Source organism: Hyphomicrobium sp. NDB2Meth4 (assembly GCF_900117445.1).
Classification (GTDB): domain Bacteria; phylum Pseudomonadota; class Alphaproteobacteria; order Rhizobiales; family Hyphomicrobiaceae; genus Hyphomicrobium_A.
On the sequence record NZ_FPEJ01000001.1, the window covers coordinates 440,141 to 458,295 of the forward strand.

An 18,155-nucleotide genomic window follows, 5' to 3' on the forward strand; every position below is an offset into this window, starting at 1 on the left:
CGGCCAGCCGGTGCGGGTCCACCTGTCTATCGAGCGATGCTCCCTACGTCCACTTCTGCCCCGGATCTGCGGCGACACGTACCCTGACGGCGGCGGGTGCGGCTACCGGATCGGCGACGTCCACCTTGTCACCGTCCTGCTTGGCCCTCAGGCTGCGCACGACGTTCTCGCGGACTTCCCCTTCACTGTGCCGCGCCAGTTCCTTGCGATCGGTAAAGCTGGCGAGGGGAACGGGCGCACCGATGCGGATTTCCACGTCCAATGGCCCTGCCTTCAGCAACTCCCATGCGTGGGAGCGCATTTCCATGTCCCCGAACCAGGACACCCCGGGCCGATCCGCCCGGCCCAGCGGCAGGCCGTGCAGGCGCGTATAGACGGCCGACAACGTCTGCACCACGGCGTCCGGGGCGGCGCCCACCTCACCGGCCGAAGGCTTGGCCGCCGCAAATAGCGAGGTCATGAAGGGCAGAACACGGTTACCGTCGCTCGACGTCCCCTCTGCAAACAGCACGATGGTGTCGCCCCGCGCCAGCCGCCCCGTGATCTCGCCCGCCGTCGCACCCACCGCTGTGCGCCGCGAACGGTCGACGAAGACCGTGCGTTGCAGCCGCGCCAGCGAGGACACGAACGGCCAGTTCGCCACCTCCTTCTTGGCAACGAACGACACCGGCGCCACGGCAGACAGCACCGGGATGTCCAACCACGTCGTATGATTGGCGATGATCAGCACCGGGCGATCGCTCGCCACCTTCCCGGTAATTTTGATGCGGATGCCGAGCAGGCGGCAGACCTGTCGATGGTACCAATGCGGAAATGTGCGGGCCCGACGCGATCCAGACTGCACGAGCAGCGCCTGCACAGGCATCAAAGGCACCGTGAGTGCGAAGAAGCCCGCCAGAACAGCACCACCGCGAAACGCACCCATAACTCTCTCCGCGTGGGCTACGGCTTCTTCGCCGACTTCGTGCGCACGCCATAAAGCTCAAGCCTGTGGCCCACCAGCTTGAAGCCGAGCTCGCGCGCGATCCGCTCTTGCAGCGCTTCGATGTCCTCGTTGCGGAACTCGATCACGCGGCCGGTGGCCACATCAATCAGATGGTCGTGATGCTCGCGCGAGGCAACCTCATAGAAGCCGCGCTTCAGGCCGAAATCATGCCGTTCGAGAATCCCCTTCTGCTCGAACAGCTTTAGCGTGCGGTAGACCGTCGACATCGAGATGCGCGGGTCCTCGGCGTTCGCCCGGCGATGCACCTCTTCCACATCCGGGTGATCCTTGGCAGCCGAAAGAATGCGGGCAATGACGCGCCGCTGGCCGGTCATCCGCAGCCCTTGCTCGGCACATAGGCGTTCGATGCGGCTCAACCCTGGATTTGCAGATTCGGCCATGCGGCGGTGGTTTCTCCACTCTCGCTACGGTCACCGACTTATAGGAAAACCCCCACAAGCCGTCCACTTCTGAAGGTGAGTTACGCCAGGTCGAGCGCGAGGATGATCGCGTCCGCCTGGGTGCCGTCGGAGCGTTTGTAATAGCCCTTGCGCCCACCTGCGGGCACGAACCCCATGCCAGTGTATAGGGCGCCCGCCGCGTGGTTGTCCGACGCCACTTCGAGAAAGACGCGCTTGACCTCCGCCCTGCGCGCAGCGCGCACGAGCCCTTCGACCATGCGCCGGCCAATTCCCCTGCGCTGCCACTCTGGTGCAACGCCCACCGAGAGAATCTCCGCCTCGTCGGCGGCAATGTTGCCGAGGATGAATCCCACGAGCGCGTTGGGCTCGCGCACCTGCGCGATAAACGACGCAGATGCCGGATGTTCAATGGAATTGGTGATGCTGGCAGCATCCCAAGGCGGATCGAACAACTGGGCGTGCAGAGCAGCGATCTCTTCGGCCCGGTCGGGGCTCGCCCACAAAAGACTGAAGTTTCTGGGATCGAGTGGGATTGCTGCCTGGCTCATGCTCTGGCGACGGCCTTTCCATCCTGGGGCTTCGCATCGGGTGGACGCAGGTAGAGAGGAGACAGTGGTACCTCTGACAGGGGCAGCGATCCGGCAAGATGCGCCAGCGCGACAGCATCTGGGATGAGATCGGGCAGCGTCGGATAAACGACCCGCCCTTTCAGCACAGCAATCTCTGCCACGGCCCGGCTGGCTGACCCGACCAGCACAATGGGTTCCGAACCGCCGAGCCCAGCGGCATCATCGAGCGACAGCAGCATCGGCGCTGTGACTGCATCGGCACCACCGCCCGCGCCGAACAGCTGCGCATAGACTTCGCCACGTCGCGCATCGACGACCACCGCCAGAGGCTTGTCGCCGATCTTCGCGCGCGCCGCCTCGGCCATGACCGCAAGGCTCGATGCTCCGATCGTACCGGCCCCGGTCGCCAGAGCCAGAGAGCGCGCGGCCGCAATGGCGATCCGCGTCCCGGTGAACGTACCTGGACCAGTTGTGGCGGCAATGCGATCGATCTGATGGAAGCCGAGATCGGCTTTCGCCATCACCTCGCCAATCATCGGGATCAGCCGCTCGGCATGACCCGTCTCGAAACGTTCAAGCAGCGAGCTCCGCACCGACACAGCTCCACCGCGCAACTCGGCGACGCACGCCGAGCAGCCGTCGAAACATGTATCGAAAGCGAGAATATGCATGGGCGAAGCCTATACGCATGGCGCGCCGGTTACACCACCCGAAAAATACGCGCGGGTGTCAGACAATTCGGCCAATCTCGTCGAAGCCGAGCCTCGGCGACCGTTCACGCAGCACAGACGCATCGCCATAGCCGAGGTTGCAGAGGAAATTCGATTTTATGCTCGTCCCCGCAAAGAAGGCTGCATCGACACCTGAATTGTCGAAGCCAGACATCGGTCCACAGTCGAGCCCCAGAAGCCGTGCGGCAAGAATGAGATACGCGCCCTGCAGAGTCCCGTTGCGGAAAGCAGTCTCGCGAATCTTCTCGGGCTGGCCGGCGAACGATCCACGCATGTCCTTGTGCGGAAACGTCTTTGGCAGATGCTCGTAGAAGTCTAGATCGTACCCGATGATCACGCAGACCGGTGCCTGCATTGTCTTCGCGCGGTTGCCCTCGCTGAGCAGCGGCTTCAACTTCTCTTTCGCTTCTTTGGACCTCACGAACACGAACCGCGCGGGCTGGCAGTTGACGCTCGTCGGTCCCATTTTCACGATGTCGATCAGCCTATGCAGAAGGCTGTCGGGCACGTCCTTCGCCTGCCACGCATTGTGCGTGCGCGCGTCGAGAAAGGCCTGTGCCAGCACGCTGTCATCGACTTCGCGCATGGTGATCTCCTCGATCAACTGACTTCGATGAAACGAAAAACCCCGCCGTTTGGCGGGGTTTGCGATGGCCTGACGGGGATTAGACCGCCTCGACGGCCTGAACCTCGGGGCAGAAGTGCCGAAGCAGGTTCTCGATCCCGTGCCGCAGCGTCGCCGTGGAGCTGGGGCAACCGGAGCAGGCGCCGCGCATGTGCAGATAGACGACACCGTCGCGGAAACTAGAGAAAGTGATGTCACCGCCGTCCTGAGCCACCGCTGGGCGCACCCGCGTCTCCAGCAGTTCCTTGATCGTGGAGACGACGGCCTCGTCCTTCGGATCGTAGGAGCTGGAGCCCTCCTCGTCGTTGGCCGTTTCCTCGACCGTCGGAGCACCCGACATGTAGTGCTCCATGATCGCGCCAAGGATCATGGGCTTCAGGTGCTGCCACTCTTCGTCACCTTTGGTGACGGAGATGAAGTCCGACCCCAGGAACACGCCGCGCACGCCCTTGATATCGAACAGGCGTGAAGCGAGCGGAGACGCCAGCGCCTCGCCCTTATCGGTAAAGTCGGCCGTGCCCTCGGAAAGCACGGACTTCCCCGGGATGAACTTGAGCGTCGCCGGATTGGGGGTCGCTTCGGTCTGAATGAACATCGGCCTAGCCTTTCCGATCTGGCATGCCGGGGCACCCGGCCTTCCTTCTCAGCTTAGAAGTTTTCTAAAGATAGTCTACCCGGCCCGAGATTTCGAGGCCCAGGAGAGGCTTTTGATCCGAGCCTTCTAATCCAAGGAGCGGACATCCTCCAGTGCGAGTGTCCCCGGCACGATGGTGATCGGGATCGGAAACTTGCCCATGGCGCTGCCCGCGGCGAGCGATGAAACCAGTGGTCCGGGACCGGCAGCTTCCGCCGACGCCCCGAGAACCAGCACGGCAATATCCTCGTCCTCATCGATCAACTTACGGATTTCCTCGCCCTTTGCGCCCTCGCGGATCACTTCCTCGCAGGCGACGTTCTCATAGCCAGCGAGGTTGAGTTTGCGCCGCATGAGCCGGAACAGCGCCTTCGCCTTGGCTGTTTCCTCCTCGATCTGCTGCTGGCGCACGTTGATCCAGTGCTGGAATTCCTGCGGCACGATGACGTAGAGCAGCACCAGCGATCCGGAAGAGCGCTGCATGCGGTTGGCCGCGTAATAGAGCGCCGCCTCAACCTCGGGAGTCTCGTCGACGATCACGAGAAACTTCCGAAATTTGTCGGCTTCGAACGAGCGGCGTTTGATTCCCGTAGTCATCTTGTCATGCTGCCATGCTGCGGCCACTCACGCCATAACTCTCGCACACACTTGGCATCCCGGAAACGTCGAGCGCAGCGCGATGCTGTTCGGATGTCGAAGCGGGGACGTTAGCCACTCTTGGCCACAGAAGGCGGCGAGGGCCAAGGCGCCCCGCCGCTCGTGTCAGTCCCGATCAACTTCTTACGAAGCCAACCACGTCTTTGACCTGGTTCATTATCGGCGTCGCAATCGCCCGCGCACGCGCCGACCCGTCGGCGAGGATACGGTCGATCTCCGCCGGATCGCCCATCAGACGCACGATCTCAGCGCGGATCGGCCCCAGCTTCTCCACCGCGACCTCGGTCAGGGCTTTCTTGAAGCCCGTGAAGATGCTCGGCCCCTCCTTCGAGGTGTCGATCAGCATCTGCAATCCGGCTTCCTTGCTGGTGCCGGCCAGCGCCGCATAGATGCCGACGAGGTTGTCGATTTCCGGCCGCGCTTTCAGCTCGTCGAGGTTGCTTGGCGGCGCCGACTCCATGTCGGTCTTCGCCCGCTTGATCTTGTCGGCGATGACGTCCGTGTCATCCATCAGATTGATCCGCGACATGTCCGACGGCTCGGACTTCGACATCTTCTTGGTGCCATCGCGCAGGCTCATCACGCGCGTTGCGGGCCCGGTGATCACCGGCTCGGGCTGCGGGAAGAGAATGCCGTCTTCGTACCCGGCCTCGACGATCTGCTCGCGGAAATCGTTGTTGAACTTCTGGGCGATGTCGCGGGCCAGCTCCAGATGCTGCTTCTGGTCTTCGCCCACCGGCACGTGCGTTGCCTGATAGGCGAGAATGTCGGCCGCCATCAGGTTCGGGTAGGCGTAAAGGCCAACCGAAGCGTTCTCGCGGTCCTTGCCCGCCTTCTCCTTGAACTGCGTCATACGGTTCAGCCAACCGAGCCGGGCAACGCAATTGAACACCCAGGCCAGCTCGGCGTGCGCCGCCACCTGGCTCTGATTGAAGACGATGCTCTTCTTCGGATCGAGGCCGGACGCGATATAGGCCGCCGTCACCTGGCGGATCGCGTTCTTCAGCTCCTTGGGGTCCTGCCACACCGTGATCGCGTGCAGGTCGACAACGCAGTAGATGCACTCGTGCGTCTTCTGCATCTCGATCCATTGCACCATAGCGCCAAGATAATTGCCGAGGTGCAAGCTGCCGGTCGGCTGCATGCCGGAAAAGACGCGCTCTTTGAATGCCATGGGAGCCCCTTGAAGTGATTGCGCGCGTTATGGCGCGCCCCGCCCAAACGCGCAAGCATCGCGGACCGCATGGAAGGCATACCCTCCACTCCGTCATGGCCGTGAAGACGGCCATCCACGCAAGCTTCCTCGGACTCGACGATTGGAGAGCACACCAACGCCGACGCTGGCGTAGACAGCCGCCTGCGCGGCCGTGACGTTTAAGGGAGACCTCCCACTAGCGGCCAAAACCGGCAAGGGCGCAACGCGCCCCGGCGCAAGCGCCGGGTCTCAGCTCGCGCACCGTCCGCTCTACACAAAGATTCCCGCCGCCCGTGTCAGCCCAAAATCAACTCGGACTCTTCCGCGACAGGAACCGGCGCAACTGCTTCCGGTCCAGCGCCCCGGTGGCAAACACCGCGACGACGTAGGCGATGAACCCCGACCCGACCAGCGCAACCAGCGCCGCGGCGCGTTCGAATTCCGGCGTCGGCGGCTTGAACTTGCCATCGAGCAGATCAGCAACAACCCACAGCACCACGCCCATGATGATGCTCGCCGCGATGATCCGCGGCAGCGTCTGCTTCAACCGCTTGTCGGCGATGAAGTGCCCATGGCGGGCGAGAGTTGCATAGAGCAGCCCGGCATTGAGGAAGCCGCCCAGCGTCGTCGCCACCGCGATGCCCAGATGCGGCATCCACCCCAGATGGCGGAACACGAAGAACAACGCGATGGAGCCGATGGTATTCGCCGTCAGGCTGATCGTCGCGTAGATCATCGGCGTGCGCGTATCTTCGCGCGCAAAGTACGCCGGCGAAAACACCTTGATCAGCACGAAGCTCGGCAGACCGATCGCGAAGATCGCCAGAGCCCACGCCGTTGCCGGCGTATCGGAGGCCGTGAAAGCCCCACGCTCGAACAGCGATGCTACGATCGGAGTCGGCACCACCGCGAGCGCAACCGCAGCCGGCAGCGTCAGCAGCATTGCAAACTCGAACGAGCGGTTCTGGCTATCCATCACCGCTTCATGGTTCTCGGCCCTCAGATGCCGCGCCACGTCCGGCAGCAGCACCACGCCGATGGCAATCCCCACGATGGCAAGCGGCAGTTCATACAGCCGGTCGGCGTAGTAGAGATACGAGACCGCGCCATTCTGCATCGAGGCGATCACCGTGCCGATCACGATGTTGATCTGCGTGACGCCACCAGCGATCACGCCGGGGATGCCAAGCTGGATGAGGCGGCGCATGCCTTCCGTCATCCGCGGCCGGCGCAATTTCAGCCAGATACCATTGCGGCGCAGACCATCGAGCAGCACCACGAGCTGCAGGATGCCCGCCGCGAACACGCCCCACGCCTGGATCACACCTGCCGTCGGATCGTTCTGATATCCGAGCCACAAGCCGATCAGCGTCGCCGCCATCATCGTCACGTTGAGTACGATGGAAACGGACGAGCTTTCGACGAACTTCCCGAATGAGTTCAGCACGCCCGACATCAGCGCGACGAGCGACATGCACAGCAGGTACGGCATCGTGATGCGCGTCAGCAGCACGGCGAGATCGAACTTCTCCGGAGTTTCGCTGAACCCTGGCGCCAACCCGTACATCAGCAGCGGCATGCTGATCTCGGCGATCACCGTCAGGATCAGCAGGATAAAGACCAGCCCCGACATCGCCTCCTCGGCGAACGCCCGCGCCGTCTCCTTCCCCTCGCCCTCCAAGCGCTTCGCAAACAGCGGCACGAACGCGGCGTTGAATGCGCCTTCGCCGAACAGCCGCCGGAACAGGTTGGGGAACCTGAACGCCACGAAGAACGCGTCCGCCACCATGCCCGATCCCAGGATCGCGGCGATAAGGATGTCGCGTAGAAAGCCGAATACGCGGCTCAACAGCGTGAGGCCGCCGACGGTCGCGAAGGAGCGATAAAGCTTCATGGGCGGTGAGCGGTAGCCGAGCCTTGGGCGGAGAGCAAGCGGCCTCTTGCTGCACTTGCTGCCATTTGCGCCATCGTTGACATCGCTACCGTGATTGCGTGACAACGATGCACGTAGGCTGTGGAGGATAGGGCCGATGTTCCCCCTGGGAGACGACAATTCCACGCGGCGTTCAACGCCGTTTGTTACCTACGCCCTCATCGCCATCAATGTGCTCGTCTTCCTGCAGGAGACTCAGGCGGGAGAGGCTTTCATCCAGCAGTGGGCCTTCACCCCGGCGCGTTTCGGCGCCGACCCGTCCGGCAGCCTGGTGACGATCTTCACCGCGATGTTCATGCACGGCAGTTGGATGCACCTCGGCGGCAATATGCTCTATCTATGGATCTTCGGCGACAACGTCGAAGACAACTTCGGCCACCTGAAGTATTTGCTGTTCTACCTGCTCGCCGGCATCGCCGCGACGTTCGCTCAGTACTTCATCAGTCCGGGATCCAACATCCCGAACCTCGGAGCCTCCGGGGCCATCGCCGGCGTGCTAGGCGCCTACCTGCTGATGTTCCCCAACGGAAAGGTCAACGTCCTGATGCGCGGCGGGGTCGTTGCCGTACCGGCGATCCTTGTCCTCGGTCTCTGGTTCGCCCTCCAGCTCTTCTCCAGCGTCGGATCCCTCGCCACGACCCAGGGCGAGGAACAGGGGGGCGTGGCCTTCATGGCCCATGTCGGCGGCTTCGTGGCGGGCTTCCTGATGGCCTTCCTCTTCCGAGGTAATAGTAACGATCCGCGCATTTCCGCCTGACCGGACGGCGCAATTGCCATTGCCTCGCCTTGAACCCTTGGGCTAATTGGCGCATCAGTTTGTTTGGTGCCGAGGCTGCGTGCCAAAGCTCGGGAAAATGCGATGCTGCGGCTGGCTTTTACATTCGTCCTTTTGCTGCTGATGCTCTTCGGCGGAGCTGTCTGGCTGCTCGGTCTCGAACCGCAGCTTCCCTCCGTCGACCGTGAGGCCAAGAAGCAGGAAGAACCGGCAACCAAGGCTGACACCGCGAACCGGCAGCCTGCGGACGATATCGATGCGCTGCACAAAGCTCTCGAGCGCAACCCCACCCCCTCCGATGGCTCGGCAAGCTTCGACATTGCCCGCATCGATCCTGAAGGCACCTCAGTCTTCGCTGGCCGCGGCGAACCCAATTCACTTGTGACCATCACCGTCGACGGCAAAGAGATCGGCACCGCGCAGGTCGACGAAAACGGCGAGTGGACCTTCACGACCGAGGGGAGAATTTCAAATCCCGACGGCAAGCTGGCCCTGTTCAAAGCGCCTCCCGGCTCTGTCCCACGTGACTTCGCCGCCGCCGAACCGAAAGCGCCGAAGAAGCCATCCTCCGCCGCGGAGTCTGCCGAGACGAGCCAGAAGACGGCTCGCGCTGTCACCTCCAACATGCTGAAGAGCCTCGAAGGCATGGTCGCCGAAGCGCGCAAGGCCGAGGAAAAGACCGAGGACCGCGCCACCGTTCCAGAGCCCGCCGTTGCGCCGACAGCGCCCGCCGCGGCCGCGCCGTCCAGCAGCGCGTCACCAGCACCGGCCGGCGAAAGAACGCCGTTGCCCGAAAGCGCCGCCACGCAGAAGTCTGCCGCCGCTAGGACCGACCCGCTACCGGAAGCATTACCGCGCGCTTCGGTGCCCGTCCCCGTCACCTTCGTCTACAACGAGGCGACACTGACGGGCGAAGGCCGCCGCGCTGCCAAGCTTCTGCTCGAATATTTGCAGATCAAACGGTTTCCCAGGATCACGCTGACCGGCCACGCCGACGAGCGCGGCAGCGACGAGCTCAACATGAACCTGTCTCGTGATCGCCTGGAGACGGTAGCCCGCTTCCTGCGCGAGGGCGGCTATAACGGACAGCTGGACCTCGTCCCCAAGGGCAAATCGGAGCCCTACACCGGCGTCGTGCGCGGTGACTTCAGCCAGGAAGACCTCTGGCAGCTCGACCGCCGCGTCGAGCTTCTCGTCTCCCGCTGATCAGCAAGACGCACCCGCGCCCCCCGCCTACTCCGCCGGAGGCGCCACCGCCTGCGCATCCTCGCCCGGCTCTTCTAGGACTTCGAGCAGGCCCTTGCGGATCGTTTCCTGCCGCTGCTTGCTGTCGACCTTCTTACCCGTCAGGTCGGTCACGTAGAACACGTCGACGGCTTTCTCGCCGAACGTGGTCACGTGCGCCGACGTAATGTCGAGCATCAGGTTCGAAAGCGTGCTCGTCAGCTGGTAGAGAAGGCCCGGACGATCGCGCCCCGCCACCTCGATCACAGTGAACTGATCCGACAGGCCATTGTTGATGATGACGTCCGGCTCCACCGTGAACGCCATCACTCGGCGTGTCGGCGGCCCGCGGTCGGCAAGCAGCGAATCCAGCCAGGCATCTCCGCGCAGCAGCCGCCCGATCAGATCACCGATCCGCTTTCCGCGCCGCAGCTCGTCCTCGTCTTGGCTAAAAGCGCGGTTGAGCAGGAACGTATCGAGCGCATAGCCATCCCGCGTCGTCATGATGTGCGCGCCCGCGATGTTAGCGCCGGCCGCTGCGCACGCGCCCGCAAACAGTGACAGCAGCCGCGGATGATTGGGCGCGACGATCGTCAGCTCTGTTATGGCGGTAAAGGCATCGGTGCGCGTGTCTGTGGCGAGATGCAGGCCTTCAACCTCGGCCCGGCGCAGAAGACGCGCATGCTCGACCCGGCGTTCGGCATCGGTCCGCAGCCAATAGTCCGGATAATGCCGGTCGATGTAGCGATCGATTTCCTCGTTGGACCAATCGGTCAACGACTGGCGCAGCGCGATCTGCGCCTCCGCCGTGCGTTGGCCGCGCTGCATCTGCGTATGGCCGCCAGCCACCAGCGGTTCGGTCTCGTAATAGAGCGTTCGCAGCAACTGGCCTTTCCAGCCATTCCATACGCCTGGGCCCACCGCGCGAATATCCGCAACCGTGAGCAGCAGCAAAAGCTTCAGCCTTTCAGGACTCTGCACCACGTCGGCAAAGTCGCGGATCGTCTTCGGGTCGGACAGATCGCGGCTCTGCGCGATATTGCTCATCGTCAAATGCTGCTCGATCAGCCACGCGGTCGTCTCGGTCTCTGCCGGCGTCAGGCCGAGCCGCGGTCCCAACACGCGGGCGATGCGCGCACCGACGATCGAGTGATCCTCTGTCTGCCCTTTCCCGATGTCGTGCAGGAACGCCGCCACATAGAGCGCGCGACGGTTCTTGATCGTCCCGATGATCTCCGTCGATAACGGCAGCTCCTCGCCAGTACCGCCGCGCTCGATGTCCGCAAGCATGCCCACCGTGCGCACCAGGTGCTCGTCGACGGTATAGCTGTGATACATATTGAACTGCGTCATGCCGACGACGCGCCCGAATTCCGGCACGAAGCGCCCCAGCACCCCCGCCTCGTTCATGCGCCGCAGCGACATTTCCGGGTTGGCGTGCCCGGTCAGCAGCTCGATGAAAATCCGGTTCGCTTCGGGGTTTTCGCGCAGGCTATCGTCGATCAGCCTTTGCGATTGCCGCAACAGGCGGATTGCGTCCGGATGCAGGAACGAGTTCGACAGATGCGCTTCGGCGAAAAAGCGTATGAGGTTCACCGGATCGCGCTTGAACACGTCCGGGTCTGCGACGTTGAGCCGATCGTTGTCGATACGAAAATCCGTGCGCACGCGCAGCTGTCGGCGCTGCTTCCAGTTCAGCGGACGCAAGAAGCGTGAGATGCCCGGCGACGCTTTGAGCTGCTGCATCTCCAGCGCCGAGCACAGGATCGTCGTCAGGTCGCCAACCTCCTTGGCGACGAGAAAGTAGTGCTTCATGAAGCGCTCGACGCTGCGCAATCCGCCACGATCGTTGTAGCCGAGCTGCCGCGCCAGCCACGGCTGCACGTCGAACGTCAGAACCTCTTCGGCCCGCCCGCTGCCGAAATGCAAAAAGCAGCGCACCGTCCAGAGAAAATCTTCACACCGCCGGAACGTCGCCACTTCGTCCGGCTGAAAGATACCCGCAGCCACAGTCGCCGCGCCGACACCCTGACCGTAAAGATACTTCGACAGCCAGTGCAGCGTGTGCAGATCGCGCAGCCCGCCTTTGCCGTCCTTCACGTTCGGCTCGACACGATACCGGCTGCCGCCCGTTTGCTTGTGGCGCGAGTCGTACTCTTCCATCTTGGCGTCGATGAAATCGCGCGCCGTGCCTGCCACCACTTCATTGCGGAAGCGATCTTCGAACTCGCTGTAGAGCTGCGCATCGCCGTGAATGAGCCGCGCGTCCAGCATCGACGTGCGCACCGTAATGTCGGCGCTCATCTTGACGCACTGGTCGACCGTGCGCGTCGCGTGCCCGACCTTGAAGCCAAGATCCCAAAGCACGTACAGCATGTACTCGGCGACGCTCTCGCCCCATGCCGTCTGCTTGTACGGCAGCAGGAACAGCAGATCGATATCGGACCCCGGCGCGAGCAGTGCGCGGCCATATCCGCCCGTTGCCACGATCGCCATGCGCTCGGCGTCGGACGGATTGGTTGCCCGGTAGACGTGCGCGACCGTATAATCGTAAAGGACGCGCGTCAGCTCATCCTGAAACTGCGACAGGCCAGCCGCACACCGCCGCCCCCTGTGGTCGGCTTCCAAGCCCCTCCGCGCTGCATCGCGCGCTTCCGCCACTAGCTGCTTCAGCCGCTCGATCATAGCGGGACGGGCTTTCTCGATGTCACCGCCGTTGTCGCGCAAGTTCGCCGTCAACTCAGCGCGTAGCTGCTGCGAGTCGAAGTAGGGAGCGGTCTGTTGGATAGCCTTGTCCATAGCCTGCGCGGCGTCGGCTGACTGACCGCAATTCTCCTAACTAATGTTCCGGCTCCCCCCGCCGCATCGCCTTGAGCCGGTAGAGCACATCGAGCGCCGCGCGCGGGCTCAACTCGTCGGGCTGCAAGTCGTCGACGGCCTTCTCCAGCGGCGAAGGTCCCGCCGGCGGAGCAGCGGTCACCGTGCGACTTACAGCAAACAGTGGCAACTCGTCGAGGCCGCCGTTTCGGGCGTTCTTGCGGTTTTCGCTCTTTTCGAGCAACCCCAGCACCTCGCGTGCCCTTGCAACAACATCCGCCGGCAATCCGGCCAGCTTGGCGACCTGGATCCCGTATGAGCGATCGGCCGCCCCTGGCTTCACTTTGTGCAAAAACACGATCTCATCGTGCCATTCGCGCACGTCTATGGTCACGTTGGCGACACCGTCGAGCCGCCGCGCGAGCACTGTCAGCTCGTGATAGTGCGTTGCAAACAGTGCCCGCGCTTTGAGCACATCATGCAGGTACTCCACGGTCGCCCAGGCAATGGAGAGGCCGTCGAACGTCGCGGTGCCGCGTCCAATTTCATCCAAGATGACGAGCGAGCGCTCACTCGCCTGATTGAGAATCGCCGCGGTCTCGACCATCTCGACCATGAAGGTCGACCGCCCGCGCGCCAGATCGTCCGAAGCGCCGACGCGGCTGAACAGCCGGTCGACCACGCCGATTATCGCCGAGCGCGCCGGCACATAGGAGCCCATCTGCGCCAGCACGGTAATAAGTGCGTTCTGGCGCAGGAAGGTGGATTTGCCCGCCATGTTCGGGCCAGTAACCAGCCAGATCCGTCCCTTGGCTGTCTCCTCGTCGCCGCCTGCCCCCGCGCCTTCGCCCAGCACGCAATCGTTCTCGATGAACGCATTCGCCTTGGCTACACGCAGCGCCTGTTCCACCACCGGATGGCGACCGCCGCGGATATCGAACACCTGGCTCGTATCGATCTGCGGGCGCGTGTAGCCTTCGAAGCGCGCCAACTCTGCCAGAGCCGCCGTCGCATCAAGCTCAGCAATCGCCGCCGCGACACGCCCCAGCTCATCGGCTTCCTTTTGGATGGCCGCCGCGAGTTCGGCAAAAATCTCCTGCTCGAGGTTCAGCGCGCGCTCCGTCGCCGACGCGATCCGCCCTTCGATGTCGACCAGTTCCACGGTCGAGAACCGCACAGCATTCGCCATCGTCTGGCGATGCCGGAACTGCTCCGCCAGCGGGCCTTCTAGCAGCGGCTTGGCGTTGCCCTGCGTCACCTCGATGTAAAAGCCGAGAATATTGTTGTGGCGCACCTTCAGCGTTTTTACGCCGGTCAGCTCGACGTACTTGGTTTCGAGCCCGGCCATCACGCCACGGCCGTCTTCCTTCAGGCGCCGCGCCTCGTCCAGCTCCGCCCGATAGCCCGAGCGCACGAAGTCGCCATCACGCTTTAAATGTGGAAGCTCATCGGCCAGCGCCGCCTGTAGCTCCTCGCGCAGCCCACCGGCGACGACGGTCAGCTCTCCTGCGATACGCGCTAGCTCCGCTGGCAGCCCCATGCCGGCACCCGCCGTAGTCAATAGGCGAGCACAGCTTTCCGCCACGCCGATGCCATCGCGAACCGCGCCCAGGTCGCGCGGCGAACCGCGCCCGAACCCGAGTCGCGAGATCGCCCGCGCAATATCGGGGGCGGACCGCAGCGCCTCGCGCAGATCGCGCCTCAGGTTCTCCTGATCGACGAGGTATCCCACGGCATCTAGCCGCGCGTTGATGCGGGTCACATCGCGCAGCGGGCTTGCAAGCCGCGCCGCCAGCTCGCGCGCACCCGCACCCGTCAGCGTGCGATCGATCGACGACAGCAGCGAGCCCTGCTTCTCGCCCGAGACCGAGCGCACTAGCTCCAGGCTGGCCCTGCTCGCCGCATCGATCAGCAGAATCGCATCCGATCCCGATCGCTTGGGCGCGCGCAGAACCGGCGCCCGCCCCATCTGCGTCAGCTCGATATATTTCAGCGCCGCGCCGATCGCCGCCAGCTCTGCCCGTGAAAAGCTCCCGAACGCGCCAAGCTCGGCAACCTTCAACTGCGCCTTTAGCCCTGCCTCACCCGCAAGACTGTCGAAATAGGCACTGGGCACCGGCGTCGGCGCCGCTCCAACGCGCTCCACCCAGGCGCGCAGCTCACCATCGGCATAAAGCGCATCGGGTAGGATCACCTCACTCGGGGAGAGCCGTGCCAGCTCACCGGGCAGATCCGCGCCCATCACCTCGCCGACTTCCACCTCTCCCGTGGAGATATCAACCGAAGCGAGCGCGAGACTGCCATCCATCGCCAGTGCACTACCCATGCCCTGCCCGCCGCTGCGGAACAGCGCCGTCAGATAGTTGCGCGCCTTCTCATCTAGGAGCGTGTCCTCGGTCAGCGTGCCCGGCGTCACGAGCCGCACCACGTCGCGGCGCACCACCGCCTTTGCCCCACGCTTGCGCGCCTCGGCCGGATCTTCGAGCTGCTCGGCCACCGCCACGCGATGGCCCGCCTTGATCAGCCGGTGCAGATATTCATCCGCGCGATGGATCGGCACGCCACACATCGGAATATCTTCACCCAGATGCTTGCCGCGCTTGGTCAGCACGATGCCGAGCGTCGCCGAGGCCGCCACCGCGTCCTCGAAGAACAGCTCGTAAAAGTCGCCCATGCGATACCAGAGCAGGCAATCGGGGTTCGCCGCCTTGATCTCCAGGAACTGCGCCATCGATGGCGTGGCTTCGACATTAGTCGGAGACGCGGGCGCCGCAGGGGGCTGCGCGCCGGGGTCGCTCCGAGGCTCTGCGGGCGCGTGATCCTGCACCGCTTCGTCCTCTGGCAAAGCCTCTAAATCTCTTATTCTTGCGCGCTTTCCCGCCATTGGCGGCTGTCCCCCACTGCCGCTCCCCTCGGCGGCTCGCAACGATAACGAGACCGCAACACGGGTCAAACGCTGTGCCGGACTTGTTCACGGACAACACAACCGCGTCCGCTAAGTGATTGTTTGATCTCGCCTGCGAGCATATTGTTCGCGCCCCTTTCAACCGGACATCCGCCCATGACCACCGCCCGCAGCTCCAAGGCAGCCAAGGCGCGCTTCACCGATCAAGAAGCGTTGCAGTTCCACGCCCAGGGAAAGCCCGGCAAGCTGGAAATCACGCCGACGAAGCCGCTGACCACCCAGCGCGACCTCGCGCTCGCCTACTCGCCCGGCGTCGCCGTACCTGTCCTCGCCATCGCTGAGAATCCTGCCACCGCCTACGACTACACCAACAAGGGCAACTTGGTCGCGGTGGTCTCCAACGGCACGGCGATCCTCGGCCTCGGCAATCTTGGTGCGCTCGCTGCCAAACCGGTCATGGAAGGCAAAGGCGCGCTGTTCAAACGCTTCGCCGACATCGACGCCATCGACCTTCTCGTCAGCACCGAGGACCCAGATGAGTTCATCAACTCGGTGCGTTACCTCGGGCCCTCGTTCGGCGGCATCAACCTCGAAGACATCAAGGCGCCCGAGTGCTTCATCATCGAGCAGCGGCTGAAAGAGCTGCTCGACATCCCCGTTTTCCACGACGACCAGCACGGCACCGCGATCATCGCCGCTGCTGGCCTCATCAACGCTGCCGAGCTGACCGGCCGCGACCTGAAGGACATCAAGCTTGTCGTCAACGGCGCCGGCGCCGCCGGCATCGCTTGCCTCGAGCTGGCCGTCAATCTCGGCATCCCCAAGCAGAACGTCATCCTTTGCGACACCAAGGGCGTCGTCTACCAGGGCCGCAAAGAGGGCATGAACCAGTGGAAGTCCGCCTTCGCCGCCAAGACCAAGGCGCGCACGCTCGCTGACGCCCTGAAGGGCGCCGACGCATTCTTCGGCCTCTCCGCCAAGGGCGCCGTCACCCAGGACATGGTGCGCTCGATGGCGCCCAAGCCGATCATCTTCGCCATGGCCAATCCCGACCCCGAGATCACACCCGAGGAGGTTGCGGCCGTCCGCGACGACGCCATCATGGCGACCGGCCGGTCCGACTACCCGAACCAGATCAATAACGTCCTCGGCTTCCCCTTCATCTTCCGCGGCGCCCTCGACGTGCGCGCGTCCACCATCAACGAAGCGATGAAAGTCGCCGCAGCGCACGCGCTCGCCGAATTGGCCCGCGCCGAAGTACCCGATCAGGTCGCCGCCGCTTTCTACGGCCGTCACGCCACCTTCGGCGCCGAATACATCATTCCCGCGCCGTTCGATCCGCGCCTCATATCTACTGTCCCCGTCGCTGTCGCCAAGGCTGCGATGGATTCCGGCGTCGCCCGCAAGCCCATCGTTGACATGGAAGCCTATGTCGCGCGCCTCGAAGGCCGCCTCGACCCGATCGCCGGCTGGCTGCAATCCACCTACAGCGCCGTGCGCCAGGACCCAAAACGCATGATTTTCGCCGAAGGCGAGGAGCCCGCCGCAATCCGCGCAGCCCACAGCTATTTCTCGCAAGGCTTCGGCGTTCCCATCCTCGTCGGCAACGCTGACGCCGTTCGCGAGCAGTTCCGCGCGCTCGGCATGTCGCAGCGACCCGAGTACGAAATCGTCGACATGCGCAAGAGCCCGCATCTGGAGGAGTTCACCAACTACCTCTACGCGCGCCTGCAGCGCCGCGGCTACTTGCGCCGCGATTGCCAGCGCCTCGCCGCCAACGAGCGCAATATCTTCGGTGCCTTGATGGTCGCGCACGGCTATGCCGACGCGCTCGTCACCGGCATCACGCGCAACTGGCGCAATGTCTTTGACGATGTGCAGCGCGTGCTCGATCCTGAACCCGGCCGCACCGTCATTGGCGTGTCGCTCGCCATCGTGCGCGGACGCGCCGTGCTCATCGCCGACGCTAGTGTGCACGAGGTGCCGACGGCGGCCCAGCTTGCCGACATCACCGTCGAGGCCGCGCGCGCCGCCCGCAACTTCGGCATCGAACCGCGCGTCGCCTTGCTCGCCTACTCCACGTTCGGACAGCCGCGCGGCGAGCGTTCCGACCAGATCCGCGAAGCCATCGCGCTCCTCGGCGAACGCCAAGTCGATTTCGAGTACGACGGAGATATGGCGGCAGATGTCGCGCTCAACCGCGATCTGATGCGGCATTATCCGTTCTGCCGCCTGTCCGATACCGCCAACGTGCTGATCATGCCGGCCTTCCATGCCGCCTCGATCGCCACGAGCATGCTGGAGGAACTGGGCGGCGCAACCGTCATCGGCCCGATCCTCGTTGGCCTGTCGCGTCCGATTCAAATCTGCGGCTTCGGCGCCAAGGACAGCGACCTCGTCAACATGGCCGCCATCGCCGCCCACGATGCCGGCCGCTGAGCACCCTCCGCGCGCCTACCCCAATTGCCATCCTCGGCTTCACGCCGAGGATCCAGCGGGCCGCAACTCCAACGCGCGCTGCGGGCGGATAGCTGGGTCCTCGGGACAAGCCCGAGGATGACGGTGAGAGGAGGAAGCCGCAACGCCCGCCGCCGCAAGTGGCAAGGCGCCAAGGGCGCCCGGCGCAAGCGCCGGATTTCAGCTTGCGCGGCGCTCATCGCACAGCAGGCTTCTCGCCGCTCGT

The 18,155-nt window shown here is 63.9% G+C and carries 14 protein-coding genes; 3 read left to right on the forward strand and 11 right to left on the reverse strand.

Going from position 1 to position 18,155, the window contains the following annotated elements; genetic code table 11:
• Positions 1–43 precede the first annotated feature (43 nt).
• The 9 genes from NDB2M4_RS02070 to murJ all read right to left on the reverse strand — a co-directional run bounded on the left by NDB2M4_RS02070 (position 44) and on the right by murJ (position 7,712).
• A complete protein-coding gene (locus NDB2M4_RS02070) occupies positions 44–925 on the reverse strand; it encodes a lyso-ornithine lipid O-acyltransferase (RefSeq protein WP_083555656.1) in 882 nt (293 codons plus the stop codon).
• 17 nt (positions 926–942) lie between these two features.
• Positions 943–1,386: a Fur family transcriptional regulator gene (locus NDB2M4_RS02075; protein WP_072369396.1), complete on the reverse strand. Its 444-nt coding sequence runs from the start codon at positions 1,384–1,386 to the stop codon at positions 943–945.
• An 80-nt stretch (positions 1,387–1,466) separates the two neighbouring features.
• Positions 1,467–1,955: a ribosomal protein S18-alanine N-acetyltransferase gene (gene rimI, locus NDB2M4_RS02080; protein WP_083555659.1), complete on the reverse strand. Its 489-nt coding sequence runs from the start codon at positions 1,953–1,955 to the stop codon at positions 1,467–1,469.
• Complete coding sequence (gene tsaB, locus NDB2M4_RS02085) at positions 1,952–2,647, reverse strand: tRNA (adenosine(37)-N6)-threonylcarbamoyltransferase complex dimerization subunit type 1 TsaB (protein ID WP_072369399.1); 696 nt, start codon at positions 2,645–2,647, stop codon at positions 1,952–1,954. Before tsaB ends, rimI begins: the two co-directional genes overlap by 4 nt.
• 58 nt (positions 2,648–2,705) lie before the next feature.
• Entirely contained in the window at positions 2,706–3,293 is a 588-nt protein-coding gene (locus NDB2M4_RS02090; RefSeq protein WP_072371666.1) for a malonic semialdehyde reductase, read from the reverse strand.
• 79 nt (positions 3,294–3,372) lie between these two features.
• Complete coding sequence (locus tag NDB2M4_RS02095) at positions 3,373–3,927, reverse strand: NifU family protein (protein WP_072369402.1); 555 nt, start codon at positions 3,925–3,927, stop codon at positions 3,373–3,375.
• Between the two features lie 126 nt (positions 3,928–4,053).
• Entirely contained in the window at positions 4,054–4,563 is a 510-nt protein-coding gene (locus NDB2M4_RS02100; RefSeq protein ID WP_072371668.1) for a universal stress protein, read from the reverse strand.
• A gap of 175 nt (positions 4,564–4,738) precedes the next feature.
• Positions 4,739–5,797 (reverse strand): tryptophan--tRNA ligase, encoded by a 1,059-nt coding sequence (trpS, locus tag NDB2M4_RS02105; protein WP_072369407.1) that lies wholly within the window; start codon positions 5,795–5,797, stop codon positions 4,739–4,741.
• A 328-nt stretch (positions 5,798–6,125) separates the two neighbouring features.
• Positions 6,126–7,712 carry a murein biosynthesis integral membrane protein MurJ gene (murJ, locus tag NDB2M4_RS02110; RefSeq protein ID WP_072369414.1) on the reverse strand — a complete coding sequence of 529 codons (1,587 nt, stop codon included), beginning with the start codon at positions 7,710–7,712 and terminating at the stop codon, positions 6,126–6,128.
• A 136-nt stretch (positions 7,713–7,848) separates the two neighbouring features.
• Between murJ and NDB2M4_RS02115 the strand changes: the two genes are divergently transcribed.
• Both NDB2M4_RS02115 and NDB2M4_RS02120 read left to right on the forward strand, forming a co-directional pair.
• Complete coding sequence (locus NDB2M4_RS02115; protein ID WP_072369417.1) at positions 7,849–8,508, forward strand: rhomboid family intramembrane serine protease; 660 nt, start codon at positions 7,849–7,851, stop codon at positions 8,506–8,508.
• Between the two features lie 102 nt (positions 8,509–8,610).
• Entirely contained in the window at positions 8,611–9,732 is a 1,122-nt protein-coding gene (locus NDB2M4_RS02120) for an OmpA family protein (RefSeq protein ID WP_072369419.1), read from the forward strand.
• Positions 9,733–9,759: 27 nt separating this feature from the next.
• Here the strand turns inward: NDB2M4_RS02120 and NDB2M4_RS02125 are convergent, their stop codons facing one another.
• Together NDB2M4_RS02125 and mutS are read right to left on the reverse strand one after the other, a co-directional pair.
• Entirely contained in the window at positions 9,760–12,549 is a 2,790-nt protein-coding gene (locus NDB2M4_RS02125) for a [protein-PII] uridylyltransferase (protein WP_072369422.1), read from the reverse strand.
• Between the two features lie 40 nt (positions 12,550–12,589).
• Positions 12,590–15,298, reverse strand: coding sequence for a DNA mismatch repair protein MutS (gene mutS / locus NDB2M4_RS02130; RefSeq protein WP_244536025.1), 2,709 nt, complete (start codon positions 15,296–15,298; stop codon positions 12,590–12,592).
• Between the two features lie 330 nt (positions 15,299–15,628).
• On the opposite strand from mutS, the gene NDB2M4_RS02135 reads away from it, so the two are divergent.
• Entirely contained in the window at positions 15,629–17,911 is a 2,283-nt protein-coding gene (locus NDB2M4_RS02135) for an NADP-dependent malic enzyme (protein WP_072369428.1), read from the forward strand.
• Positions 17,912–18,155 lie beyond the last annotated feature (244 nt).

Coding starts and splice junctions, on each gene's coding strand:
- NDB2M4_RS02070 (WP_083555656.1), bottom strand. CDS start 925: ATGGGTGCGTTTCGCGGTGGTGCTGTTCTGGCGGGCTTCTTCGCACTC.
- NDB2M4_RS02075 (WP_072369396.1), bottom strand. CDS start 1,386: ATGGCCGAATCTGCAAATCCAGGGTTGAGCCGCATCGAACGCCTATGT.
- rimI (WP_083555659.1), bottom strand. CDS start 1,955: ATGAGCCAGGCAGCAATCCCACTCGATCCCAGAAACTTCAGTCTTTTG.
- tsaB (WP_072369399.1), bottom strand. CDS start 2,647: ATGCATATTCTCGCTTTCGATACATGTTTCGACGGCTGCTCGGCGTGC.
- NDB2M4_RS02090 (WP_072371666.1), bottom strand. CDS start 3,293: ATGCGCGAAGTCGATGACAGCGTGCTGGCACAGGCCTTTCTCGACGCG.
- NDB2M4_RS02095 (WP_072369402.1), bottom strand. CDS start 3,927: ATGTTCATTCAGACCGAAGCGACCCCCAATCCGGCGACGCTCAAGTTC.
- NDB2M4_RS02100 (WP_072371668.1), bottom strand. CDS start 4,563: ATGACTACGGGAATCAAACGCCGCTCGTTCGAAGCCGACAAATTTCGG.
- trpS (WP_072369407.1), bottom strand. CDS start 5,797: ATGGCATTCAAAGAGCGCGTCTTTTCCGGCATGCAGCCGACCGGCAGC.
- murJ (WP_072369414.1), bottom strand. CDS start 7,712: ATGAAGCTTTATCGCTCCTTCGCGACCGTCGGCGGCCTCACGCTGTTG.
- NDB2M4_RS02115 (WP_072369417.1), top strand. CDS start 7,849: ATGTTCCCCCTGGGAGACGACAATTCCACGCGGCGTTCAACGCCGTTT.
- NDB2M4_RS02120 (WP_072369419.1), top strand. CDS start 8,611: ATGCTGCGGCTGGCTTTTACATTCGTCCTTTTGCTGCTGATGCTCTTC.
- NDB2M4_RS02125 (WP_072369422.1), bottom strand. CDS start 12,549: ATGGACAAGGCTATCCAACAGACCGCTCCCTACTTCGACTCGCAGCAG.
- mutS (WP_244536025.1), bottom strand. CDS start 15,298: ATGGCGCAGTTCCTGGAGATCAAGGCGGCGAACCCCGATTGCCTGCTC.
- NDB2M4_RS02135 (WP_072369428.1), top strand. CDS start 15,629: ATGACCACCGCCCGCAGCTCCAAGGCAGCCAAGGCGCGCTTCACCGAT.